Here is a 24,393-nt window from a genome sequence, read left to right as displayed (position 1 = left end):
CTTTATGGCGCGCGAAGTCTCGCCCGGCGTGGCGCGAAGCCCGCCGAACGCGCCGGAGCGCGGTGTCGGGGCGCTGGTCAGCCCCCGCGCTCGCTCGTTCCGGTGGAGCGGCGGGCCGTCACGGTTCGGGAGGGCCCGCCGGGGCCAGAACCCCTGTGGTCGGGCGCGTGGGGCGCCCACAGGTCAGGGCCGCGACGTGACGCGTACTCTTCCGCACGCTGCCGGCGGCGCGGCCTGTCGTCCGTCAGCGGACGTCGACGAAGTCGCCCGTCGCCTTCTTCGGGGCCGTGGTGGTCGTTCCGGCGAAGTTCCACCGCCAGTAACCGTCGGTAGCGGCCTTGACCGTCGTACGGAGGTTGCCGGTCCCGTCGGTCTTGAGGGATTTGACGGTGGTGTAGGTGTCGCTGTTCTTCGGCCGGAACTGGAGCGTCACCGTCTGGCCGGTGTACCCGGCGTAGCGGTACGAGTCCCAGTTCGCGCGGGTCAGTTTGCCGGTGACCGTGATGGTGCGCCCCTTCGCGACCGGCTCGGGCGCGGCGTTGACGGTGAGCCTGGCGGCACGCTGGAGCCGGAAGCCACCGGCGTGTCTCACGTAGAGGGAGTCGCCGTCGACGGTGTCCACCAGCGTGTCGACGTACCAGGCACCCGCGTTGGCGTTGCTGAGATCGAAACCCTCGTTGTACACGTCACGGTGCGGATCCACGGTGAAGCGGGTGGTGCAGGCGGTGGCGCTCTCGCAGTAGGTGTCGGTCGTGTAGAAGCCGACGTTCGGCCCCAGCAGGTCGACGTCGGCGAAGTCGAGCCCGGGGACGTCGCTTCCGTGGACGGTGACGGTGAAGGTCTTGCGCTCGGTAGTGCCGACGACCACGTCCTTCCCGCCGTTGACGGTGACGCCCGTGACGACGGGGTCGGCGGGGAGGATGGAGGCGGAGGAGGGGACAGGGATGCTGTCGGCGAATGCGGTCGGTGCGGTGAGCCCGCCCACCGCCGCGGCGAGGGTCAGGGCGACAACGGCGTGTCTGGTCATATCAGGTATGACCGCCGAAAGCGGCAAAGGTTGCGGACGTCCCGGACGCCCGGGCCGTGTCCGACAGATCCGCCCGGCAGGCGGTCGGCGCCATGTGTCGGACACGGCCCGGCTCGCACACCTGCCCGAGGCGTTCAACGTATCCGTCGCACGGGGGGAGATGGGCCCCGGGGCGGATGACGGAAGCACCCGCCGGAGGCTCTATCGTGTCCGCCATGTCCACCCCTGAACTGATCCGCATCGTCTCCCGCGACTCGCCGATGGCGCTCGCCCAGGTGGAGCGTGTGCGCACCGAACTCACCGCGCTCCACCCGGGCATCGTGACCGAGGTCGTCCCGGTCAAGACGACCGGCGACAAGTGGATGGGCGACCTCTCCTTGGTCGAAGGGAAGGGCGCCTTCACCAAGGAGGTCGACGCCGCGCTCCTCGCCGGAGAGGCCGACCTCGCGGTGCACTGCGTCAAGGACGTGCCCGCGGACCGGCCGCTGCCCGCCGGTACGGTCTTCGCCGCCTTCCTCAAGCGCGACGACATCCGCGACGCCCTGATCCACCCCGCCGGACGCACCCTCGACGAGCTGCCCGCGGGCACCCGGGTCGGTACGTCGTCGGTCCGGCGCGTCGCGCAGCTCGCCGCGTCCCACCCGCAGCTCATCTGCGTACCGATGCGGGGGAACGCCAACCGCCGGCTGGAGAAGCTCGCGGCCGGCGAGGCCGACGCGCTGCTGCTGGCCGCGGCCGGCCTGGAGCGCATCGGGCGCAGCGACGTCATCACCGAGATCCTGCCGGTGGACCTCATGTGCCCGCCCATCGGAGCCGGGATCCTCGCGCTCCAGTGCCGCGAGGAGGACACCGACACCATCGACGCCGTCTCCGCGCTCGGCGACCGGGACACCTACAAGGAAGCGTCCGCCGAGCGGATGTTCCTGCACGTTCTCCAGGGGCACTGCAACAGCCCGATCGCCGGATTCGCGCACGCCGAGCGCAGCGGTGGGCTCTCCCTGCGCGCGAGGGTCTTCACCCCCGACGGCAAGACGGTCCTCAACGCACACGAATGGGCCGGTCCGCTCGACCCCGCCACCCTGGGCACGTCGGTCGCGGTGGCCCTGCTCCGCCAAGGGGCGCGCGAACTGATCGACTCCATCGCGCACTGAGGCCCGGCAGGCCCCGGGGAGCCCCCCGTCCCCCGGGGGCCGTGGCCGCCACAGTTGACACAGCTGTCACACACCATGGTCGGAATCCGTCGCGTCGCTCTCGCCGGCTGACGGCCGCTGCGCCGTCGGAAGGGACAAAACAGCTGTTCAGGACCCTGCCCGACGTTCGGGCAGGGGCGTTGTCAGTGGTGGGCGGCAAGATGAGACGCATGACGACACCCGCAGCCGTTCTTGTCGACGCAGCCGCCTACGCCGTCGCGGTGGAGACCGCGACGAAGGCCGCCGCTGCCTACTACGCGACGGGCGAGAGTGCCCTCGACGACGACGCCTACGACCGCATGGTGCGGGGCATAGCGGCCTACGAGGAAGCCCATCCCGACGAGATCTCCGCCGACTCGCCGAGCGGCAAGGTCGCGGGCGGCGCGGTGGTCGGGGACGTACCGCACACGGTGCCGATGCTGTCCCTGGACAACGTGTTCGGCGGCGACGAGTTCACCACCTGGGCCGCGTCCGTGGAGCGGCGGATCGGGCGGCCGGTCGAGCACTGGAGCGTGGAGCCGAAGCTGGACGGTCTGGCTGTCGCCGCCCGGTACGAGACCGGTCGGCTGGCCCGGCTGATCACGCGCGGGGACGGGCTCGCGGGCGAGGACGTCTCGCACGCGATCGGGATGATCGCGGGCCTGCCCGACCGGCTCACGGAGCCCGTCACGCTTGAGGTGCGGGGCGAAGTCCTCATGACCACCGAGCAGTTCGAGCGGGCCAACACGCTCCGTACGAGCCACGGCGGGACCCCGTTCGCCAACCCCCGCAGCGCCGCCGCCGGCAGCGTCCGGGCCAAGGACCGTCCGTACCAGGTGGAGATGACGTTCTTCGCGTACGCGGCCCTGCCCCTCGGCGAATCCGGTGACGGCCTCACCACCTCGCTCACCGAACTGCCGCACAGCGAGGTGCTCGCCCTCGTGGCGGGTCTGGGTGTGCTCACGACGGCGGGCACCACGGTTCCGCCCCGGACGGTGACCGACGCCGAGGCCGTGCGCGTGCGGGTGGAGGAGATCGGGGCGCTCCGCCCCGAGCTGCCGTTCGGCATCGACGGCATCGTCATCAAGGCCGACGCGGCGGCCGACCAACTGGCGGCGGGATCGGGCTCCCGCGCGCCCCGCTGGGCCATCGCCTGGAAGCTTCCGGCGGTCGAGAAGGTGACACGCCTGCTGGACGTGGAGTGGAACGTGGGCCGTACGGGCACCATCGCACCCCGTGCGGTCCTGGAACCGGTCGAGATCGACGGGTCGACCGTCACCTACGCCACCCTCCACAACCCGAACGACATCACCCGCCGTGACCTGCGCATCGGCGACCACGTCATGGTGTACAAGGCGGGCGACATCATTCCGCGCGTGGAGGCGCCCGTGGCGCATCTGCGGACGGGGGACGAGAAGGCGATCGTCTTTCCCGAGGTGTGTCCGCAGTGCGGTTCCGACATCGACACCTCGGAGCAGCGCTGGCGCTGTGTGCGGGGCCGCAACTGCCGTGTCGTGGCATCCATCTCGTACGCGGCCGGGCGCGACCAGTTCGACATCGAGGGCCTGGGCGCGACCCGTGTCGTCCAACTCGTCGACTCCGGACTCATCGCGGACATCGGCGATCTCTTCACCCTCACGCGTGAGCAGATCCTCGGCCTCGACCGGATGGGGGAGACCAGCACGGACAACCTCCTGGCCGCGATCGAACGGGCCAAGGGGCAGCCGCTGTCCCGCGTGCTCGCCGCGCTCGGGGTGCGCGGCACCGGCCGCTCCATGTCCCGCCGGATCACACGCCACTTCGCGTCCATGGACGTGCTGTGCGCGGCGGACGCGGAGGCGATGCAGCGTGTCGACGGGATCGGTGGGGAGAAGGCCCCGACGATCGTCGCGGAACTGGCCGAGCTGGCCCCCCTCATAGAGAAACTGCGTGCCGCCGGGGTCAACATGACCGAGCCCGGCGCGACGCCGCCGTCCGACGATCCGACAACCCCCGAGGACGGCGAATCGGCGGCGGACGCCGGTCCGTTGGCCGGGATGACGGTGGTGGTCACGGGCGCCATGACCGGACCGCTGGAGAAGCTGTTGCGCAACCAGATGAACGAACTGATCGAGCGGGCGGGCGGCAAGTCGTCCTCCAGCGTCTCCAAGCGCACCTCCCTCCTGGTCGCGGGGGAGAACGCCGGATCCAAGCGGGAGAAGGCCGAACAACTCGGGACGCGCGTGATGGCCCCCGACGAGTTCGCGGAGCTGATCGCGTCGCTGCTCACCGGCGACGGTGGCGGTGACGGCGGCGTCGGCGGTGACTCCGAAGCCGAAGCGGTTCGGTGAGGGCGGCGCCGTGCCGTCACTGGTGCCTCCCGTGATACCCGCAGGCTCGCTCGCGGCGCTCGGCCAGCCGACACTCGAAGCCGGCGGCGGGGCGCTGCTGCGGCCCTGGCTGATCAGCGACGCCGGCGCAGTCGTGGAGGCTTTCCGGGATCCGGCGATCCAGCGCTGGCATGTGCGCAGTGCCGACTCCCTGGAAGAGGCACAGGGCTGGATCCGGCGATGGCAGAGCACTTGGGAGGACGAGACGGAAGGCCACTGGGCGGTGGCCGGGGCGGAGAGCGGCGCACTGCTCGGCCGGCTGTCGATGAAGGCGTGGAACCTGACCGACGGCACGGCCGAGGTCGCCTACTGGACGGTTCCGGCGGCCCGCGGCACCGGCGTCTGCCCGCGCGCCGTCACGGCGCTGGCCGACTGGGCCTTGGACGAAGGCCGTTTCCACCGGCTGGAGCTGGCACACTCCACCGCCAACCCGGCGTCCTGCCGCGCCGCCGTCAAGGCCGGGTTCACGGAGGAGGGCGTCCGGCGAGGGGCGGCGCTGCACGCGGACGGCTGGCACGACATGCATCTGCACGCGCGCCTCGCCCAGGACTGACGAAGCCGGGCCCGTCCGGCGACTGAGGACACCATCGACCGGGGTGAATCCGTCTCAGTACGTGCCGGTTACCGGCCGGGCCCGGGGCCGAACCGGCGTTGATAGGCCGACGGGGTGAGGCCGGTCTCGCGGCGGACGAGCGCACGCAGATTCGTCGCCGTACCGAGTCCGCTGCGCCGCGCGACCAGCTCGAAGCGTGACTCGCCCCGCTCGATCAACCGGCATGCGAGGGCCACCCGTTCACCGGTGAGCCAGGCCAGCGGCGTCGTGCCGAGCTGAGCCTGGAAGCGGCGGTGCAGCGTCGCGGGACTGACCGACGCCCGCGCCGCCAGGTCGGCCACCGCGAGCGGGGAGCCCAGCCGCTCCTGCGCCCAGGCGAGGACGGGCGCCAGCGACTCGTCGGGCAGGTCGGGCACCGGGCGTTCAACGAACTGCCGTTGCCCGCCGTCCCGGTGGGCCGCGAAGACCAGCCGGCGGCTGACGGAGTTGGCGATCTCGGCGCCGTGGTCGCGGCGGACCACATGCAGTCCGAGGTCGAGTGCGGCGGCGCTCCCGGCCGCCGTGAGGATGTCGCCGTCGTCGACGAACAGCACGTCCGATTCGAGCCGTACGGAGGGGAAGCGGGCCCGGAAGGCGTCCGCCCACTGCCAGTGAGCGGTGGCCCGGCGCCCGTCGAGCACCCCCGCCTCGGCCAGGGTGAAGGCGCCACTGCAGAAGCCGACGAGGCGCGCGCCGCGCGCGTGCGCCCGGCGGACGGCGTCGAGCACGGCCGTGCGGCGAGGCACCTCGACATCGGGCCGGTTGGGGACGATCAAGGTGTCCGCCGTGTCGGCCGCCGCCAGCCCGGCGACCCCCGTGAGCGCGAAGAAACCGTCCCGCATCCGGATGCTCGGCTCGGGGGAGCAGAGACGGAAGTCGTACAGCTCACGCCCGATCTCCGGTCTGCGCAGGCCGAAGACCTCGGTCGCGCAGCCGAGTTCGAAGGGATTCGAGTTCTCGTCCACGATTACGACGACCCGATGGAGGCCCCGGTCCGGAGCGTGCGAGGAATCTTGTGCCATATGCGATTACTAGCACTCACGGCGGCCGGGCGGAACGGACGACCATGGGCCCATGAACAACGAACCCAACGGCCCCGTCCCCCTCGGCGAGGCGCTGGCCTCCTTCGACGCCCTGTGGAGCCCTCGTATCGTGACGCGCGTCAACGACTACGACGTGCGCGTCGCCAAGGTCGAGGGCGAGCATGTCTGGCACGTCCACGAGGACACCGACGAGTTCTTCCTGGTGCTCGAAGGGGAGCTCCGCATCTCGTTGCGCGAGCCCGGGGGTGAGCGCACGGTCGTGCTGCCGCGGGGCGCGGTCTTCACCGTTCCGCGCGGCACGGAGCACAAGCCGTACGCCCCGTCACAGGCGGCCATCCTGATGTTCGAGCCGTCCGGGACGTCGACGGTCGGGGACCGGCACGACGAGGTCCCGGACCATGTCGACGCCACGACGGGCCACGCGCTCGGCTCCTGACGCCGCCCCGCCTCGGCTCCGGAGGGCGATGCCGGCCCCTCCAGCCGGGTCGTGTCGGGTCCACGGCAGGCCCTGGGGGGTGTCCGCGAAGTCGCGCCGTCCGCCCGTAGGGCGGGGTTCGCGGCGCGGGCCAGGCGGGACTTCGCGGACACGCCCTAAGGCCGGACGCCGGGCCGGACGTACGTCACGTCGAAGTCGGTCATCCAGACTTCGCCGTCGTCCGAACGCTCCCAGCCGCCCCTGATCCTCTCTCCGCCGTCCTCGAAGGTCGCGCTGAACCGCTGGTGGAAGCCGGGCGCCGCGCGCCACTGCTTCCATACGCCGGCGGTCAGGCTCGTACGGTAGACACGCGCGACCCCTCGGCCGTCGGCGTACAGCGTCGTGAACTCGTCGGCCGTGTCGTCGTAGCCGGTGACCGTCGTCGTGGGGAAGGGCGCGTGCCCCTGCCACTCGGGCGGCAAGGCCGTCCCGGGCCCCGCGTCCGCGCGCTGGACCAGCACGGTCCCGCCCTCCAGCCAGACGAACTCGGTCCGGACCGGGCCCGCTTCATGTCCGGCGGCCCACATGTCCCACTCGCCCACGAGACCGTCCAGCCGGCGCAGGGCGGGGTGGGGTGTCGGTCGGCGCATCGGATTCTCCTTCTTCACCGTGCGGGGGAGTGCTCTCCCTGTGTCGGTAGTGACCTCCGTAGTGACTCGGAAGTGCTCCCGGACTCATCGGTCCGCGTGGTGATCCGCCGAGGAATCGGCGGACGGGACGGCCGGGCCCGACGAACGCGCGATCCCCGGCCTGCTGTCTACGCCTGGCCCGTCTCGAACCGGCTGATACGGCCGTCGGTGACCGTGAAGGCCCAGCGCGTCCGCATCGTGCCGTACGTCGAGTTGGTGAACGTCGCCGTCAGGGCGCGGCCATCGTCGGAGGCGGTCTCGATCTCCATCCGGCCGCCGGCGGAGAAGATCTCCTTGTCCACCCAGGCCGCGAGGTCACGTTCGCTTCCGTCGTCGGACATCGTGGCGTCCGGTGCCAGGACGGCGAAGAAGGCGTCCCGGTTTCCCCCGTTGATCGCCGAGATGAACGCGGCGACCGCCGGGTCCTCGGGGATGGCGCTCATGGCTGGTCCTCCTGGTGGTGTGCCGGTGGTGGACGGCCGGCTCGCGGCCGGGCGGACACGACGGACCGCTGCGGCGGGCAGTGCCATCATCACGCCTGCCGCGCCACCGCGCAGCCCGGCGGAACCGGCCCGTGCGGGGAGGGTGTACAGCCCACTTCCAACGATGTAAAAGATGCCTACGGGCCGCACCAGCACCGTCCTCGCCCGTATCACCGAGGAGGGCACATCCACCATGCACGCCTCGTACGTCCCGGACGCCTCACTGCGACGCCCCACCCCCACAGCCACCCGTAACGGCCCGGCGGGCGCCCGCCGGGCCCGGAACCGAGCGACCGCCTGGCTCGGCGCACTGCTGCTCCTGTGCGCGAGCCTGGTGGTGGCCGGCGGCCCCGCCGAGGCGAAGGCCGCCGCCTGGCAGCCCAAACTCTCCCCCATGACCACCCCGTGGACCGATCAGGTCCCGGTCGACAACCCGCTGCCGGAGTACCCCCGCCCCCAGCTCACGCGCCCCGACTGGCTCAACCTCAACGGCATCTGGGACTTCGCGGTCACCGGCGCGAACGCCGGACAGCCCGCCGCCTTCCCCGAGCAGATCAGGGTCCCGTTCGTCGCCGAGTCGGCCCTCTCCGGCATCCAGCGCAGAATCACCCAGAGCGACAAGCTCTGGTACAAGCGCGACTTCACCGTGCCGGCGAACTGGGACGGCCGCCGCGTCCAGCTGAACTTCGGGGCGAGTGACTGGCAGACCACGGTCTGGGTCAACGGCCGGCAGGCGGGCGCCGCCCACAGCGGCGGCTTCGACGCCTTCGCGTACGACATCACGCCGCTGCTGACCACCGGCGCCAACACCGTCGTCGTCTCCGTCTTCGACCCCTCCCAGACCGGCGGCCAGGCCGTCGGCAAACAGCGGATCAACGACGTCACGCCGCATCCCGGCGGAGGCATCTTCTACACGGCCGCCTCCGGAATCTGGCAGACCGTCTGGCTGGAGCCCACCGCCTCCGCCCACATCACCCGGCTCGACATGGTGCCCAGCCTCGCCGACAACACGCTGAAGGTCACCGTCCGGGGCGCCGGGATCGCCGGCCAGACCGCACGCGTGACGGTCTCCTCCGGCGGCACGACCGTGGCCACCGCGACCGGCCCCGTGAACAGCCAGTTCTCGGTGGCGATCCCGAACCCGCGCCTCTGGACCCCCGAGGATCCGTTCCTCTACGACATCAGGGCCGATCTGCTGTCGGGCCCGGGCGGCACGACCGTCGACTCCGTCGGCAGCTACACCGGAATGCGCTCCGTCTCCGTGGGCAAGGTCGGCGGCGTCCAACGCCCGCTCCTCAACGGCAAGTTCGTCTTCCAGACCGGCACGCTCGACCAGGGCTACTGGCCGGACGGCATCTACACCGCGCCCAGCGACGAGGCGCTGCGGTACGACCTCCAGAAGCACAAGGACCTCGGCTTCAACATGGTCCGCAAACACATCAAGGTGGAGCCCCAGCGCTGGTTCTACTGGGCCGACCGGCTCGGTCTGCTGGTGTGGCAGGACATGCCCTCGATGGACACCCGGACACCGGACGGCGCCGCGCGCGTGCAGTGGGAGGCCGAGTACGACCGGATCATCGACCAGCACCGCAGCTCACCGTCCCTGATCATGTGGGTGAACCAGAACGAGGGCTGGGGCCAGTACGACCAGGCCCGCATCGCCGACGAGGTCAAGGCGTACGACCCCTCCCGCCTCGTCAACAACATGAGCGGCGTCAACTGCTGCGGCTCGGTCGACGGCGGCAACGGTGACGTCATCGACAACCACATCTACGTCGGTCCCGGCACCACGACACCGACGGCCACCCGCGCGGCCGTCCTCGGCGAGTTCGGCGGGCTCGGCTGGAAGGTGCCGGGGCACGAGTGGTACCCGGGTGGCGGCTTCAGCTACGAGGACCAGTCGAGCGTGGCCGCGCTGAACAACCGCTTCGTCGGGCTCATCGACACCATCCGTGAGAACCAGATGCCCAGCGGTCTCTCCGCGTCCGTCTACACCGAGATCACCGACGTCGAGAACGAGGCCAACGGCCTGCTGACGTACGACCGGCAGGTGGTCAAGGTCGACGCGGCCCGCGTCAGGGCCGCCAACCTCGCCCTCGTCGACGCCTCCCGCAACCCGCCGCCACCGGTCACGCTGCCCACCGGCCAGAACAAGTCGCTACGGGTCACCACACCAGGCCACACCGGCAAATACCTGCGCCACCAGGACGGGCTCGCGTTCACCGCGCCGGTGGACGCGAACAGCGACAGCCTGCTGAAGAACGACGCCACCTGGAAGATCGTCCCCGGCCTCGAGGGCAGCGGCTGCTACTCCTTCGAGTCCCGCAACTATCCCGGCCAGTATCTGCGCCACCGCGACTTCCGCGTGTACAAGGAGGCGGGTGACGGTTCGGCGCTCTTCCGGGCCGACGCCACGTTCTGCGCGCTGCCCGCGACCGGGGGAGTGCGGCTGGCCGCGTACAACATGCCCGGCGGCTATCTGCGGCACATCAACTCGGAGGTCTGGATGGCCACCCGGGGCGGTCCGCGCGCCTGGGACAACGCGGCGTCGTTCTCGCAGGACACGACCTGGTCCGTCGACAACCCGTGGTCCGGCTGAGCGTGTGCGAGCATTCCGGTATGGATCTGCCCAGCCTCGAACTTGCCGTACAGCGACTGCGTGACGCCGAGGCGGCCCTGGACGCCGCACGCGCCGATGTGGAGATCGAGGCGGTACTCGCCGTGCGCCGGGGCGAGGCCGTCGAAGACGTCTCGACGGCCTCGGGAATCACGCCGCACGACCTGATGAGACTGGAGAAGACGGCAGACCGGCACCCGGCCTGACCGCCGGGCGGCCCGCGACGGCGGGCCGCCCGGCGAGTCCGCTCGTCGTGCGTGGCCCCGGCCCCGTCCCGGTGAGCCTGCTGGACGTGGAGGCGGAGCGTCGGGAACGCGTACAACCCGTCTGCCCGACGACGGCCCCCCTTCCGGCATCGGTCCCGGAGGCGGGGCGAGCTCTGGGACCAGACTCCCGGAGGTATCGGACGCTCAGAAGGCACGCCTTCCGGTCTGTTCGTGCCGGCCGGTTCGAGGGGCAGAGGCCGAGTTGCGGAGCGTGGCCGACAGCTGCGGCCGACTACAAGGTCCGGAGGGCCGGAAACCCGGACGGCGGGCGCGCCGAGAAGGGGCGCGATCAACTCGCCAGGCTGCGCGAGGAACGTGACGCGAACCGGCCGTAACGGTGCTCGTCGGGGGATACCGGGGTGACCGGCGCGTTCCCTGCCGTGCCGCAGTGCCGTTCCTGCGGCATTTGTTCAGTGTGCGAACGCAATCCGGGTCGACCGTCAACAGCCTTGAGCCCTAGGCCGGGCCGCCGCTCGCGCGTGCTCGGCGCAGGTGCAGGTCACAGCTATTTGGATAGGCTCTTGACAAATTATGATCCCGTTGCCAGCATGCGAAACTCTCGCGGGTTTTCCGCGAATGTTCGGTGCCGCATCACATGCCCTTGCACGGACGCACGGACGCACGGCTGCTCACCGGGTGACGGGACATCACCCGGTCGGCAGGTTCCTCCCTGAGTGAGACACGGTGGCGCGCTCGCCCGCGCTTCCGCCTGCCTCGCTCCCCTTGGATCAGGTAAGGAAGGAAGCTCGATGTCAGGACTCTCAGGACGGCCGCGCCCGAGACAGAAGTGGCTGAGGTGGCTCGCGGTGCTGGGTCTGGTGGTGGGTGGAGGCGCGATCAGTGTTCCCACCGCCGCCGCCCATCCCGGTCACCCCGGCCACGAGGCAGCACCCGCCGCCCCTGCCGTCATCCCGGCGGGCGACTATCAGCAGGTACAACTCGCTCTGGGCTCGGCCGAGTTGGGTGAGGCGATGTCACTCGCCGTACTGCCCGACCGCGCCGTCGTGCACACGGCGAGGGACGGAACGGTCCGCTACACGGACGCCGCGGGCAACACCAAGTCGGCGGGCAAACTCGACGTCTACACCCATGACGAGGAAGGTCTCCAGGGGATAGCCGCCGACCCGAACTTCCAGAGCAACCGGTATCTGTACCTGTACTACTCGCCCAAGCTGAACACGCCGGGCGGCGACGCGCCCGTCACCGGCAGCGCCGCGGCCTTCGAGCCGTGGAAGGGCCATCTCAACCTCTCGCGCTTCACGCTCAAGGCCGACAACACACTCGACCTGGCCAGCGAGAAGGTCGTGCTCGAAGTCCCCAACGACCGCGGCCAGTGCTGCCACGTCGGCGGTGACATCGACTTCGACGCGCAGGGCAACCTCTACCTGACCACCGGCGACGACACCAACCCGTTCGAGTCCTCGGGCTACTCGCCGATCGACGAACGCACCGACCGCAACCCGCAGTTCGACGCCCAGCGCTCCTCGGGCAACACCAACGACCTGCGCGGCAAGGTCCTGCGGATCAAGCCGACCGCGGCCGGCGGCTACACCGTTCCCTCCGGCAACCTCTTCGCCCCCGGCACCGCGCGCACCCGGCCCGAGATCTACGCGATGGGCTTCCGCAACCCGTTCCGGATGTCCGTCGACAAGGCCACCGGCATCGTCTACCTCGGCGACTACGGCCCGGACGCGGGAGTCACCAACGCGAGCCGGGGCCCCAGCGGCCAGGTCGAGTTCAACCGCATCACCGGACCGGGCAACTACGGCTGGCCGTACTGCACCGGCACGAACACGGCCGCCGAGACGTACAGCGAGTTCACCTTCCCGAGCGGCCCGTCCGCGGCGAAGTACAACTGCGCCGCGCCCGCGAACAACTCATTCCGCAACACCGGCCTGGCGACCCTGCCCGCCGCCAAGTCGAGCTGGATCAAGTACGGCGGCGACGCGGGCTCCCCGCCCGAGTTCGGCGGCGGCTCCGAATCGCCCATGGGCGGCCCCGTCTACCGCTACGACCCCAACCTCAACTCCAGCGTGAAGTTCCCGCAGTCGCTCGACGGCCGCTTCTTCGCCGGTGAGTACGGCCGCAAGTGGATCAAGGCCATCGAGGTCAAGTCCGACGGCACCCCGGGGGTCATCGAGGCGTTCCCGTGGACCGGTACGCAGGTCATGGACCAGGCGTTCGGCCCGGACGGCGCGCTGTACGTACTCGACTACGGCACCGGTGGCAACAACCAGGCCCTCTACCGCGTGGAGTACCTCGCGGGAGCCAACCGCAATCCGGTCGCCAAGGCCGCCGCGGACAAGGTGTCCGGACCCACGCCGCTGACCGTCGCGTTCTCCTCGGCCGGCAGTTCGGACCCCGAGGGCAAGGCCCTCACCTACTCGTGGAACTTCGGCGACGGCACCACCTCCACGGCCGCCAACCCCAGCCACACCTACACCACCAACGGCACCTTCCGGCCGACGCTGACCGTGCGGGACCCGGAGGGACTGACCGGTACGGCGAGTCTGGTCGTCACGGCGGGCAACACCGCGCCGACCGTGACCCTCCAGACCCCCAAGGACGGCCAGCTGTTCTCCTTCGGTGACACCGTGCCCTTCCAGGTCACCGTCAGCGACCCGGAGGACGGGACCATCGACTGTTCCAAGGTCAAGGTCACCTATCTGCTGGGCCATGACGAGCACCGTCACCAGATCACCCAGGCCACCGGGTGCTCCGGCAATCTGAACGTGCCCGCCGACGGTGAGCACGACAGCGCGGCCAACATCTACGGGGTCTTCGACGCCGAGTACACCGACGGCGCCGGGCTGACCACGCACAGCGCCCGTATCCTCCAGCCCCGGCACCGGCAGGCCGAGCACTTCGGCGCCCAGTCCGGTATCCAGGTCGCCGCGCACGGCAACGCCGAGGGCGGCAGCACCGTGGGCTTCACCGACAACAACGACTGGGTCTCCTTCAAGCCGTACAACGTCTCCAACGCCACCCGGTTCACCGCCCGCGTCGCCTCCGGCGGCGTCGGCGGCACCCTGGAGGTACGCTCCGGCTCCGCGACGGGCACGCTGCTCGGCTCGGTGGCCGTGGCGCCGACCGGCGGCTGGGAGAACTTCGTCGACGTCTCGGCGAACATCGCGGGCGCCCCCTCCGCGACGACCGAGCTGTTCCTGGTCTTCAAGGGTGTGACCGGCCAGGGCAACCTCTTCGACGTCGATGCCTTCACCTTCACCACCGGCAGCGGCGGCTCCAGCCAGACCGTCGAGGGTGAGTCGTTCAGCTCGGGGCAGGGGGTCCAGGCCGCCGACCACGCTCCGGCGAGCGGCGGCAAGACCCTCGGCTACATCGAGAACGGTGACTGGGCGGGGTACGCCTCCGTCCCGACGGCCGGGACCAAGACCTTCTCCGCGCAGGTCTCGTCGGCCGGCGCCGGCGGCACCGTGACGATCCGCTCGGGCTCGGCCACCGGGGCCGTCCTCGGCACCGTCGCCGTCCCCAACACCGGTGGCTGGGAGACCTTCAGGAACGTCTCCACCACACTGACCGGTACCGGATCGTCCGGGGCGCTGTTCCTCACCTTCTCCGGTGGGGCCGGCTCCCTGTTCGACATCGACACCCTCACCCTCACCAAGTGACGCGAGTCAAGGAGACGATGATGCTCCGTCAGCTCCGCACGCTGCCGAAGACCGCCGCCGCGGCCTTCGCCCTCACCCTCGGCCTCGCCGCCTCACTCCTGGCACCGGCCACGGCGGCCCAGGCCGCCGACCCCGCGTACAAGGTCCTCGTCTTCTCCAAGACGGCGGGCTTCCGGCACGACTCCATCCCCGTCGGCATCCAGACCATCCGCGACCTCGGCGCGGCCAACAACTTCACCGTCACCGCCACCGAGGACAGCAACGCCTTCACCACGTCCAACCTGGCCGGCTTCAAGGCCGTCGTCTTCCTCTCCACCACCGGCGACGTGCTGAACACCAGTCAGCAGTCCGCGCTCCAGGGGTACGTGGACGGTGGCGGCGGATACTTCGGCGTCCACGCGGCGGCCGACACCGAGTACGAGTGGCCGCAGTACGAGCAGCTCGTCGGCGCCTGGTTCAAGAGCCACCCGGCGACCCAGCGGGCCACGGTGAAGACCGAGGACCGGTCGCACGCGGCCACCTCCCACCTCGGCCAGACCTGGTCCCGTACGGACGAGTGGTACAACTACCGCACCAATCCCCGCCCGCAGGTCCGCGTCCTCCAGAGCCTGGACGAGTCCAGCTACAGCGGCGGGGAGATGAGCGGCGACCACCCGATCACCTGGTGCCACCCGCAGGGCAACGGCCGGTCCTTCTACACCGGACTCGGCCACACCCAGGAGTCGTACGCGGAACCCGCGTTCCGCTCCCTGCTCCTCGGCGGCATCCGTTACGCGGCGGGCTTCGCCAAGGCCGACTGCCGTGCGGAGACCGGCTACACCACGCTCTACAACGGTTCGACCACCGGCTGGTCCCAGGCCGGACCGGGCAGCTTCACCAACACCGATGCCACGCTGAACGCGCAGGGCGGCATGGGCCTGTACTGGTACCGGGCGAAGGAGTACGCCTCGTACTCCCTCAAGCTGGACTGGCGCATGGCCGGGGACGACAACTCCGGTGTGTTCGTGGGCTTCCCGGCCTCCGACGACGTCAACACCTCGGTGAACCAGGGCTACGAGATCCAGATCGACGCCACCGACGCGGCCGACCGGACCACCGGGTCCGTCTACGGCTTCAAGGCGGCGGACCTCGCAGCCCGCGACAACGCCCTCAATCCGCCGGGGAGTTGGAACACCTACGAGATCCGGGTGGAGGGGGAGCGGCTCCAGGTCTTCCTCAACGGCGTGAGGATCAACGACTTCACCAACACCGACCCGGTGCGGTCCCTGAAGCAGGGGCACATCGGGATCCAGAACCACGGCACCGGTGACGACGTGTCCTTCCGCAACATCCGGATCAAGGAACTGGGCGGCACCACACCGCCGCAGTCGGCCACCTACGAAGGGGAGTCCTACACCTCCGGGCAGGGCGTCCAGCCCGCCGACCACGCTCCGGCGAGCGGCGGCCGAACCCTCGGCTACATCGAGAACGGCGACTGGGCCGGCTACTCCCAGGCGTCGCTCACCGGCGCGAAGACCTTCACCGCGAAGGTCTCGTCGGCCGGTGCGGGAGGCACCGTGACGATCCGCTCGGGCTCGGCGACCGGACCGGTCCTCGGTACGGTCGCGGTGCCCAACACCGGTGGCTGGGAGACCTTCCGCACCGTGTCCACCAATCTGTCGGGCACACCCACCGGACCGCTGTTCCTCAGCTTCACCGGTGGGGCCGGCTCCCTGTTCGACATCGACACCTTCACGATCGGGACGTAGCGTGCCCGTCGACGGCTCCGACTGACAGGCCGTAAGCGACCTGCGGCGAAGCCGAGTCGGCCCCGGGGGATCCCGATTCCCCGGGGCCGACCCATAATCGTGCATGCTTTTCCTTGACGGCGTTGACGCGTCGTACTTCATACGTCATATATGACACATGACCTTTACGCCCACCCCGATACCGTCCCGCACCCAGTACGTGCTGGAGGCGATCAAGCACGCCATCCTCACGGCGCGGCTCCCACCGGGGCAGGCACTGGTCGAGGCCGAACTCGCCGCCCAGTTCGGCGTGTCCAAGACTCCGGTACGCGAAGCGCTCAAGACCCTCGCCGGTACCGGACTCGTCGTCATGAGCCAGTACAAGGGCGCCGTCGTGCGGCACGTCGACGCGGCCATGGCGCGTGAGGTGTACGACGTACGCCTGCTGCTCGAACCGGAGGCGCTGCGCCGCTCGGTGACCCGGCGGGCCCGGCTCGACGCGGCCCAGGAGGCCCTGGACCGGGCCGAGTCGGCGGCCGACCGGGCCGACAGGTCGCTCGCCAACCGTGACTTCCACCGGGCGCTCTACCTGCCCTGCGGCAACCCGCTCCTGGCGAGGATGCTGGACGAGGTCCGCGACCAGGCCGCCCTGGTGTCCACCGTGGCGTGGGCGGCGGTCCCGACGTGGGAACGCGAGGCGGCCGAGCACCGCGAGATCCTGCGGCTCGCGCTCGCGGGCGACGCGGCGGCCGCCGGGGACGCCCTCCACCACCACATCGCCTCGTTCGTGCGCCGCGCCTTCCCCGAGGAGGCGCCGCCCGTCAGCCCGGCGGCCGTGTCCGACGGCGGCGGTGGACCCGTGCCTCCCAGGGGGCGAGCGTGAGCGTCGTGGCGAGCGGACCGGACTCCGGGACGTTGCCGATCAGCAGCTCGGCGTCCCGCCAGCCGTCGTCCGGCAGGGCGATCTCGGCCGTGTCCGCGGTGAAGTTCCCGAGGACCAGCAGCTCGGTCGCCGTACCGTCCGCCGTCATCAGCCGCCGGGTGAAGGCGTACACACGCGGGTCGTCCGGCAGCAGCATGGTGAAGTCGCCGTGCGCCACGGCCGGTTCGGAGTGCCGGAGCGCGATGAGCCGCCGGTAGTGGTGGAAGACGGACGAGGGATCCGCGTACGCCGCCGCCGCGTTGACCTCGGTGTGGTTCGGATGGACCGGGATCCAGGGGGTGCCGGTGGTGAACCCGGCGTGCGCGGTGGCGTCCCACTGCATGGGCGTACGGGCGTTGTCACGTCCCATCGCCCGCAGCCCCGCCAGGACGCGCGCCGGGTCGGCGCCACCGCCGACCGCCTCCGCGTAGTGGTTGAGGGATTCGATGTCGCGGAAGTCGTCGACGGAGGTGAACGGGGCGTTGGTCATGCCCAGTTCCTCGCCCTGGTAGACGTACGGCGTGCCCCGGTGCAGATGCAGGACGGTGGCGAGCATCGTCGCGGACCTGACCCGGTGGGCGGGCCCGTCGTCGCCGAAGCGGGAGACGACACGCGGCTGGTCGTGGTTGTTCCAGTAGAGACTGTTCCACCCCCTCTCGCCGAGTCCGTCCTGCCAGCGGCCGAGGGACGCCTTCAGGTCGATCAGGTTCAGCGGCCGTACGTCGAACTTGCCGTCGCCGTGGTCGAGTCCGACGTGCTCGAACTGGAAGACCATGTCCACCTCGGCGCGGGCGGGATCGGTGAAGAGCCGGGCCTCCTCGACGGTGACGCCCGGCATCTCGCCCACGGTCAGAAGCCGTTCGGAGCGCCCGGCGAAGACCTCGCGGTGCATCTCCTGGAGGAATTCGTGGATCCGCGGGCCCGCGCCGTGGTGGGTGCGGTCGGCCAGCGCCGGATCCTTCGAGATCAGGTTGACGACATCCATCCGGAAGCCGTCGACGCCCCGGTCGAGCCACCAGTTCATCATCCGGTGGACGGCCGCGCGGACCTCGGGATTCTCCCAGTTGAGATCGGGCTGCTTCCGGGAGAAGAGATGCAGGTAGTACGCGTCGCCGGGCTCGTCGTACTCCCAGGCGGGGCCGGAGAAGAAGGAGCGCCAGTTGTTGGGCTCGGCGCCCGGCGCGCCGGGCTCGGCACCGTCCCGGGCGGGCCGCCACCAGTACCAGTCGCGCCTCGGGCTGTCCGGCCCCTGCCGTGACTCGGTGAACCACGGATGTTCGTCGGAGGTGTGGTTGACGACGAGGTCCATGACCAGCCGCATGGAGCGCGCGTGGACGGCGGCCAGGAGGTCGTCGAAGTCCGCGAGCGTGCCGAAGGCCGGATCGATGTCCTGGTAGTCGCTGATGTCGTAGCCGTTGTCGTCCTGCGGGGACGGGTACACCGGTGACAGCCACAGGACGTCGACGCCGAGAGCGGCGAGATGGTCCAGCCGGCCGATGATGCCGCGCAGGTCCCCGACGCCGTCGCCGTCGGAGTCGGCGAAGCTGCGCGGATAGATCTGGTAGACGACGGCGGACTTCCACCAGGCTTCCTGGGAAGGGGAGTCGCTGCTCATGTGGCTGAACCTCGTGTGATGGCGGACAGGTGGCGGTGGCCGTTGCCGTGGCGGTGGTCAGAGTCGGTGCGCCTCCACGAGCACGAGACGTTCCGGGAAGAGCGTGGGAGCCCGTACTCCGGCGACCGCCAGCATCCTGCCTGTCAGCTCCACGCCCGCCGGGCGCTCCCACCACGGCGGGTCCGACCGGCGGGGTCCTTCGGGCCGGTCGCCGGGCCGGCGGGGCAGCAGCCGGTAACGGGCGTCCGGGTCGAGTCCCGGCAGCCGTACGGGGCCCGCCGGGGACATCACGCTCGTCGCCGTCTGGACGAGGGCGTACAGCGCGTGCGAGCGGTCGGCCGCCACCACGCCGTGCACCCGCAGCGCCGGATCGGGATGGTCGCCGTGGACGACGGTGCCGGTGTGCAGCAGGGGTCGCAACTCCTTGTACGCGGCGACCCACTCGGCGAGCCTGGCGCGCTCGCCGGGGTCGGCCGCGGTGAGGTCCCACTCGATGCCGAAGTGCCCGAACAGGGCGGTCCCGGCCCGGAAGTCGAGGGTGTGGGCGCGCCCGGTGGTGTGTGCGACGGGTGAGCCGACATGCGCCCCGAGGAGTTCGGGCGGCAGTAACAGCCCTGTCCAGCGCTGTATTCGCTGCCGTTCCAGCGCGTCGATGCAGTCGCTGGTCCAGACGCGGTCGGTGCGCTCCAGGATGCCGAGGTCGACCCTTCCTCCGCCGGAGGAGCAGGACTCGATCTCCAGACGGGGGTGCCGGGCGCGCAGCTCGTCCAGCAGCCGGTACGCCGCCGCCGTCTGCGCGTGGACACCGGCCGCGCCCGTCGGGCTGTGTCCGGCCTCGACGAGATCCCGGTTGTGGTCCCACTTGAGGTAGTCGATGTCGTACTCGCCCACCAGCGCGTCGAGCCGTTCCAGCAGGTACGCGTAGGCCCCGGCGTGGCCGAGGTCGAGCACCTGCTGCTGCCGGGACTCGGGCGGGAGCCGGCCGCCCGTCGCGAGGATCCACTCGGGGTGCGCGCGGGCGAGGTCGGAGTCGGGGCTGACCATCTCGGGCTCGACCCAGAGCCCGAACTCCAGCCCCAGGGAACGGACATGGCCGACCAGCGGCCCCAGCCCCTCCGGCCAGACGGTCTCGTCCACGTACCAGTCGCCGAGTCCCGCGCGGTCGTGCCTGCGGCCCTTGAACCACCCGTCGTCCAGGACGAACCGCTCGGCGCCCACCTCCGCCGCGGCGTCCGCCAGCTCCTTGAGCGTGTCGATGTCCTGCCGGAAGTAGACGGCTTCCCAGGTGTTGAGGGTGACGGGCCGGGGCCGTCGTGGGTGGTGGGTCCTGGCACGCAGGTGCTGGTGGAAACGCCCGGCCAGTTCGTCGAGTCCGCGGCCGTACGATCCGACCAGCCACGGGCTCGTGTACGACCGGCCCCCGGCCAGCAGGACTTCGCCCGCGAGCAGGGTCTCGCCGCCGCCGAGCAGGGACACCCCGGCGGGGGTGCGTTCGGCGAGGGTGCGGTGGTTGCCGCTCCAGGCCACGTGCACGCCCCAGACCTCACCCGTACGGAAACCGAAACCGCGCTCGCCCGCGAGGTGCAGCAGTGTCGCGTCGGTGCCGGTGCGCCCCCGGCGGTTCTCCCTGAGATGCGTGCCGAGGGTGAACTCGTGCCGCTGCGGGCCGCGTTCGCGCAGATGCCGGCCGGTGAGGTCGAGGATGTCGGTGGCATGGGCGGGAACGGGGAGGGCGAGCAGCAGACCGTCGAGGGTGAACGGCCGCTCGCCGGTGGCCAGGTTGGTGACGGTGGCGCGCTGCCGCACGAGCCCGGAGGCGGTCAGCTCGATCTCCAGCACCAGTGCGAGACGGGCGTGTTCGTCCACGGCGTCGACGGTGAGCTGGTGCGGTTCGAGCAGGTCGGGCGTGCGGACGGTACGGATCGAGCGGACGGTGAAGGCCGTCGAGAAGTCGGCGCCGTCGCGGTGTCCGGTGAGACCCGGTGTGCCGAGCCAGCCCGCGGAGTGCTCCGGCAGGAGGGAGAGCGGGACGGGCAGGTCGAGGGTGTTGGTCATCGGCCGCGCGGCGCTCGCGGCCACCAGATCGGCGAGTTCGGCTCCGCCGGGGTCACCGAGGTCGTCGCCCCAGTGGACCACCCGGGGCAGCCGGGTGCCGGAGCAGTCGAGGACCAGGCTCGTCCCGGCGGCACGCAGGTGGCGGTAGTCACGGGAGTGACCGGTGGGCATACGTGCTCCTCAACTCGTCCGGTGTCTCGCTCGACGTACGGCCGGTGGACTTCGGCCTGTGGGCACGCGGCGCGGCGGTGACGGCCGTCCGGGCGTACGTACAGGGGCGGGTCGGCGGCCGGGCCGCGCCGTGACCCCGTCACGCTCGTACGTGACGGGGCCACCGACTGGTGGTCACCACTGGTAGGGGAGGTACTTCCCGTCGAGCGTGATCACCACGCGGTCACCGGCCGGGTCGGGGACGCGCCGGACATCGAGGCGGAAGTTGATGGCGCTCATGATGCCGTCGCCGCACTGCTCGTGGATCAGTTCCTTGATGGTCGGACCGTAGACCTGGACGACTTCGTAGAGCCGGTAGATCGTCGGATCGACCGGTACGGCCGCGTCCAACGCCCCGCGTGACGGCTGGAGTCGGAAGGCGAGAGCCGCGTCGTCGCCGAGTTCGAGGAGTGCCGCCGCCGTGACGGCCTCGTCCTTGCCCATCGGGTGCTGGCCGAGGAGAGCGGCGGTGGTCCAGGCCAGCGGTCTGCCCACGGCTTCGGCGAGTTGGGCCCAGGTCACTCCGGTCTTCACCTTGGCCTGTCGGACGGCCTCGGCGGCTTCGTGCTTGCTCAGCATGTGCGTCTCCATTCCCGGACGTCGGTCCTGTCGCACCCGGCCACAGCATAGGAGACGCACGTCCCGCCGGTCAGGCCGCCGACTCGCGCGCCCTGCGCAGCCCGTAGAACTGGAGATCGGCGAAGCCCAGTACCGCCACCGCCTGGATCACGATCATCACCGTGCCCAGCCCGGTCGGACCGAGCCAGCCCGCGGCGGCCGTCACGGCGCTGAGCGCGAACCACGCCAGATTGCCGCCGATCACCACCCACACCGCTCCGCGGTCCGGGACGGGCGCGGAACCGGCCCGCGCCACGAAGAGCGCGTACAGCACCAGGAATACGCCGATCCCGGCGAGGAACGCGGCAGGCAGGCCGAGCGCCGAGTCGAGCGCGGCGCAGCCGATCAGCGCGGCGGCCCCCACGGCTCCGGTGGCCACGGCGTCGAGCCGCAGCGCCAGACGCAGCAGGCCGGTGTCACCGCGCAGGACCCCGGCACCGGTGGGCGGGGAGGTACGGGACGGGGCGGGGACACCGAACGAATCCGACGAACTCATGGGTTCCTCCTCGGGGAAGCGGCTTGACCCCCCTGATGGTTCTCGAAGCCGCGGGCCCGGTCGATTACCCCGGAGGTAATGGGCGGCAGGGAGCCGAGGAACGCGCCGAGCGCGGCGTCGAACTCCGCCCGCCGCTCCAGGTTGGGCAGGTGCCCGGCGCCCTCGACGACCGCGAGCGTCGCGTCCGGTATCCCCTCGCTCATCACCCGCGCGTCGGCGACCGGCGTGTACTCGTCCTCGCTGCCCACCACGACGAGCGCCGGTACCGCGACACGCGCCAGCATGCCGACGTAGTCGGGCCGTTCGGCCCGGCCGCGCAGTGCAGCCGCCGCGCCCTCGGGCGGTGCGCCGCGCATCATGCCGCGCACGTGCCCGGCCACCCCGGGCAGGGCCTCGACGTTGTGCGGCGCCATTATCTTGGTCAGCACCTCGTCCGCGTAGGGCCCCATGCCCTCCCGCAGCAGCCGGTCTGCCATCGCGTTGCGCGCCGCCTTCCCCTGCTCCGTCTCGGCGGCGGCGAAGGTGTCGGCCAGCACCAGTGCGCGGACCCGCTCCGGGAACAGCCGGTAGAACTCCAGGACGATCTGGCCGCCCATGGAGAGTCCGCCCAGCACGACCCTGTCGACGCCCAGCCGGTCGAGCAGGGCGGCGATGTCCCACGCGAAGGTGGTCAGCGTCGTCTTGCCGGGCAGGACCGTGGATCCGCCGTAGCCGCGCAGGTCCGGGGCGATCACGCGCCGTCCGGGGCCGGCGAACGTCTCGATCTGGGGGCGCCACATCGAGCGGTCGAACGGGTGGCCGTGCACGAGGACCAGCACCTCACCGCCGCCGTCCTCGCCTCCGTCCCCGCCCGCACTCTCGTTCCCGCCCTCGTCGTCGTACGTCAGGGTGATGTCGTGCAGCGTCATGGAGCTCATGTGCGCGTCCTTCGTCGTTCGTCCGGCGCTCGGTCCGGATGCCCGGCTCCGTGCGGTCCCCCTTGCTTTCTCGATGCTAAGTGGTGCAATATCTCGATGCAATATTGAAATTGATCTCGGTGCAATGTTCTGCCGTCAAGCGCGGCAGCGGGAGGGGAGCGCCATGGAGGACTACCGGCTCATCGCCGACCAGCTCGCGGCCGACATCCGGGCCGGCCGGCTGCGCCCCGGCGAGCGGCTGCCACCGCAGCGGCCGTTCGCCCGGAGCCGCAACATCGCCAACTCCACGGCGGCCAGGGTCTACGGCGAGCTGATCCGGCGCGGACTCGCCGTCGGCGAGGTGGGCCGGGGCACCTTCGTGCGCGCCGCGCCCCCCGGACCCCAGCCGATCCTCACCGAGCCCAGCGAGGCCAGGGTCGATCTGGAGGTCAACTTCCCCGTACTGCCCGGGCAGGCGGACATGCTCGCCGCCGGTATGGCACGCCTCCAGCGCCCCGACGTACTCGCCGCGAGCCTGCGGCCCCTCGGCCGGTCGGGGGCCGCCGCCGCCCGCGAGGCCGCCGCGCCCCTCCTCGCGCGCGCCGGCTGGACGCCGGAACCGGAGCGGATCCTCTTCGCCGGAAACGGCCGCCAGGCGATCGCGGCGGCCCTCGCTGCCTGTGTCCCGGCCGGGGAACGGCTCGGAGTCGAGGAGTACACCTACCCCGTCGTCAAGGGCATCGCCGCCCACCTCGGCATCACCCTCGTCCCGCTCGCCATGGACGAGGACGGGCTCCTCCCCGAAGCCCTCGCCGACGCCCCGCCGCTGCGGGCCGTCTATCTGCAACCCACCCTCCACAACCCGCTGGGCATGACGACACCGCCGCGCCGCAGGGCTCAACTCGTGGAGACGATCCGGGCGTCGGACCTGTACGTCGTCGAGGACGCCATCTACGGATTCCTCCGCGACGACGTCCCCCCGCTCGCCACCCTCGCCCCCGAACGCACCATCGTCCTGGACAGCATGTCCAAGCGGCTCGCGCCCGGTCTGACGCTCGGCTTCGCCGTGGCCCCGCCCGCGTTCGAACAGCGCCTGGCCTCCTCCCTGCGCTCGGGCGCCTGGTCGGCGGCACGGTTCGCCCTCGACGCCGCGACGCAGTGGATGGCCGACGGCACCGCGGACGCGATCGGCCGGGCCAAGCGCGCCGACGCGGTGGAGCGGCAGCGGATCAGGACCGAGAGCCTGGCCGGCTTCACCGTGCGCGCCGACCCCCGGGCCTACCACTGCTGGTGGGAGCTGCCCGATCACTGGCGCGCCGAGACCTTCGTCGCCGCCGCGGCCCGCCTCGGTATCGCCATCGCGCCCGGCGCCGCGTTCACCGTCGGTACCGGCCGCGCCCCGAACGCCGTCCGGCTGGCCCTGGGCACCCCCTCCCACCGCGCCCTCTCCGACGCCCTGGACCTCCTCGCCGCTCTGGCACGCGGCACACCCGAGGACGCCGCGCCCGAATGACCCCCGGCGCACCGGCCGCCGCCATCGCGCCCGGTCACGTACG

Annotated in this window: 20 protein-coding genes; 11 read left to right on the top strand and 9 right to left on the bottom strand. The window is 71.2% G+C overall.

The window, feature by feature from the left end; genetic code table 11:
• Positions 1-244 precede the first annotated feature (244 nt).
• Positions 245-1,027, bottom strand: a complete 783-nt coding sequence (locus GXP76_RS00230; protein ID WP_242569305.1) for a calcium-binding protein — start codon at positions 1,025-1,027, stop codon at positions 245-247.
• 215 nt (positions 1,028-1,242) lie between these two features.
• Between GXP76_RS00230 and hemC the strand changes: the two genes are divergently transcribed.
• From hemC to GXP76_RS00215, 3 genes are all read left to right on the top strand, one after another.
• Positions 1,243-2,178, top strand: a complete 936-nt coding sequence (gene hemC / locus GXP76_RS00225) for a hydroxymethylbilane synthase (RefSeq protein WP_242569304.1) — start codon at positions 1,243-1,245, stop codon at positions 2,176-2,178.
• 200 nt (positions 2,179-2,378) lie between these two features.
• Positions 2,379-4,526, top strand: coding sequence for an NAD-dependent DNA ligase LigA (ligA, locus tag GXP76_RS00220; protein ID WP_242569303.1), 2,148 nt, complete (start codon positions 2,379-2,381; stop codon positions 4,524-4,526).
• 10 nt (positions 4,527-4,536) lie between these two features.
• Positions 4,537-5,118 carry a GNAT family N-acetyltransferase gene (locus GXP76_RS00215; RefSeq protein ID WP_242569374.1) on the top strand — a complete coding sequence of 194 codons (582 nt, stop codon included), beginning with the start codon at positions 4,537-4,539 and terminating at the stop codon, positions 5,116-5,118.
• Positions 5,119-5,186: 68 nt separating this feature from the next.
• On the opposite strand, the gene GXP76_RS00210 is transcribed toward GXP76_RS00215, so the two are convergent.
• Positions 5,187-6,179 (bottom strand): GlxA family transcriptional regulator, encoded by a 993-nt coding sequence (locus GXP76_RS00210; protein ID WP_242569302.1) that lies wholly within the window; start codon positions 6,177-6,179, stop codon positions 5,187-5,189.
• Positions 6,180-6,231: 52 nt separating this feature from the next.
• Here GXP76_RS00210 and GXP76_RS00205 point away from each other — a divergent pair, with 52 nt between their 5' ends.
• On the top strand, positions 6,232-6,636 hold the full coding sequence (locus tag GXP76_RS00205) for a cupin domain-containing protein (protein ID WP_242569301.1): 405 nt from the start codon (positions 6,232-6,234) through the stop codon (positions 6,634-6,636).
• Between the two features lie 155 nt (positions 6,637-6,791).
• Here GXP76_RS00205 and GXP76_RS00200 read toward each other — a convergent pair whose 3' ends face one another.
• The gene (locus tag GXP76_RS00200; RefSeq protein WP_242569300.1) at positions 6,792-7,265 is read right to left on the bottom strand and encodes a hypothetical protein; all 474 of its coding nucleotides are present in this window, start codon (positions 7,263-7,265) and stop codon (positions 6,792-6,794) included.
• Between the two features lie 167 nt (positions 7,266-7,432).
• Positions 7,433-7,747, bottom strand: coding sequence for a nuclear transport factor 2 family protein (locus tag GXP76_RS00195; protein WP_242569299.1), 315 nt, complete (start codon positions 7,745-7,747; stop codon positions 7,433-7,435).
• 232 nt (positions 7,748-7,979) lie between these two features.
• Here GXP76_RS00195 and GXP76_RS00190 point away from each other — a divergent pair, with 232 nt between their 5' ends.
• The 5 genes from GXP76_RS00190 to GXP76_RS00170 all read left to right on the top strand — a co-directional run bounded on the left by GXP76_RS00190 (position 7,980) and on the right by GXP76_RS00170 (position 16,908).
• Positions 7,980-10,385 (top strand): AbfB domain-containing protein, encoded by a 2,406-nt coding sequence (locus tag GXP76_RS00190; RefSeq protein ID WP_242569373.1) that lies wholly within the window; start codon positions 7,980-7,982, stop codon positions 10,383-10,385.
• Positions 10,386-10,405: 20 nt separating this feature from the next.
• Positions 10,406-10,609, top strand: a complete 204-nt coding sequence (locus tag GXP76_RS00185; protein ID WP_242569298.1) for a hypothetical protein — start codon at positions 10,406-10,408, stop codon at positions 10,607-10,609.
• Positions 10,610-11,418: 809 nt separating this feature from the next.
• Positions 11,419-14,298, top strand: a complete 2,880-nt coding sequence (locus tag GXP76_RS00180; RefSeq protein WP_242569297.1) for a carbohydrate-binding protein — start codon at positions 11,419-11,421, stop codon at positions 14,296-14,298.
• A gap of 20 nt (positions 14,299-14,318) precedes the next feature.
• The gene (locus tag GXP76_RS00175) at positions 14,319-16,046 is read left to right on the top strand and encodes a ThuA domain-containing protein (protein WP_242569372.1); all 1,728 of its coding nucleotides are present in this window, start codon (positions 14,319-14,321) and stop codon (positions 16,044-16,046) included.
• 157 nt (positions 16,047-16,203) lie between these two features.
• Positions 16,204-16,908 (top strand): GntR family transcriptional regulator, encoded by a 705-nt coding sequence (locus GXP76_RS00170; protein ID WP_242569296.1) that lies wholly within the window; start codon positions 16,204-16,206, stop codon positions 16,906-16,908.
• Here GXP76_RS00170 and GXP76_RS00165 read toward each other — a convergent pair.
• Both GXP76_RS00165 and GXP76_RS00160 read right to left on the bottom strand, forming a co-directional pair.
• The gene (locus tag GXP76_RS00165) at positions 16,847-18,562 is read right to left on the bottom strand and encodes an alpha-glucosidase (RefSeq protein ID WP_242569295.1); all 1,716 of its coding nucleotides are present in this window, start codon (positions 18,560-18,562) and stop codon (positions 16,847-16,849) included. The genes GXP76_RS00170 and GXP76_RS00165 overlap by 62 nt on opposite strands.
• Positions 18,563-18,619: 57 nt before the next feature.
• Complete coding sequence (locus tag GXP76_RS00160; RefSeq protein WP_242569294.1) at positions 18,620-20,788, bottom strand: alpha-galactosidase; 2,169 nt, start codon at positions 20,786-20,788, stop codon at positions 18,620-18,622.
• Between the two features lie 2 nt (positions 20,789-20,790).
• Between GXP76_RS00160 and GXP76_RS35480 the strand changes: the two genes are divergently transcribed.
• Positions 20,791-20,922 carry a hypothetical protein gene (locus GXP76_RS35480; RefSeq protein ID WP_277992820.1) on the top strand — a complete coding sequence of 44 codons (132 nt, stop codon included), beginning with the start codon at positions 20,791-20,793 and terminating at the stop codon, positions 20,920-20,922.
• A gap of 40 nt (positions 20,923-20,962) precedes the next feature.
• Here the strand turns inward: GXP76_RS35480 and cynS are convergent, their stop codons facing one another.
• From cynS to GXP76_RS00145, 3 genes are all read right to left on the bottom strand, one after another.
• Positions 20,963-21,406 carry a cyanase gene (gene cynS, locus GXP76_RS00155; RefSeq protein ID WP_242569293.1) on the bottom strand — a complete coding sequence of 148 codons (444 nt, stop codon included), beginning with the start codon at positions 21,404-21,406 and terminating at the stop codon, positions 20,963-20,965.
• Positions 21,407-21,476: 70 nt separating this feature from the next.
• A complete protein-coding gene (locus GXP76_RS00150) occupies positions 21,477-21,941 on the bottom strand; it encodes a hypothetical protein (protein WP_242569292.1) in 465 nt (154 codons plus the stop codon).
• Positions 21,938-22,858 carry an alpha/beta fold hydrolase gene (locus GXP76_RS00145; protein ID WP_242569291.1) on the bottom strand — a complete coding sequence of 307 codons (921 nt, stop codon included), beginning with the start codon at positions 22,856-22,858 and terminating at the stop codon, positions 21,938-21,940. The genes GXP76_RS00150 and GXP76_RS00145 overlap by 4 nt, the downstream gene beginning before the upstream one ends.
• A 163-nt stretch (positions 22,859-23,021) precedes the next feature.
• Between GXP76_RS00145 and GXP76_RS00140 the strand changes: the two genes are divergently transcribed.
• Positions 23,022-24,350, top strand: a complete 1,329-nt coding sequence (locus GXP76_RS00140; RefSeq protein ID WP_242569290.1) for a PLP-dependent aminotransferase family protein — start codon at positions 23,022-23,024, stop codon at positions 24,348-24,350.
• The last annotated feature ends 43 nt before the right edge of the window (positions 24,351-24,393 follow it).

It is taken from the genome of Streptomyces sp. NP-1717 (genome assembly GCF_022695985.1).
In the GTDB taxonomy this organism is placed as follows: Bacteria; Actinomycetota; Actinomycetes; order Streptomycetales; family Streptomycetaceae; genus Streptomyces.
The sequence above is the reverse complement of the archived record's forward strand: the minus strand, read 5'-3'. Positions and strand labels throughout refer to the sequence as shown.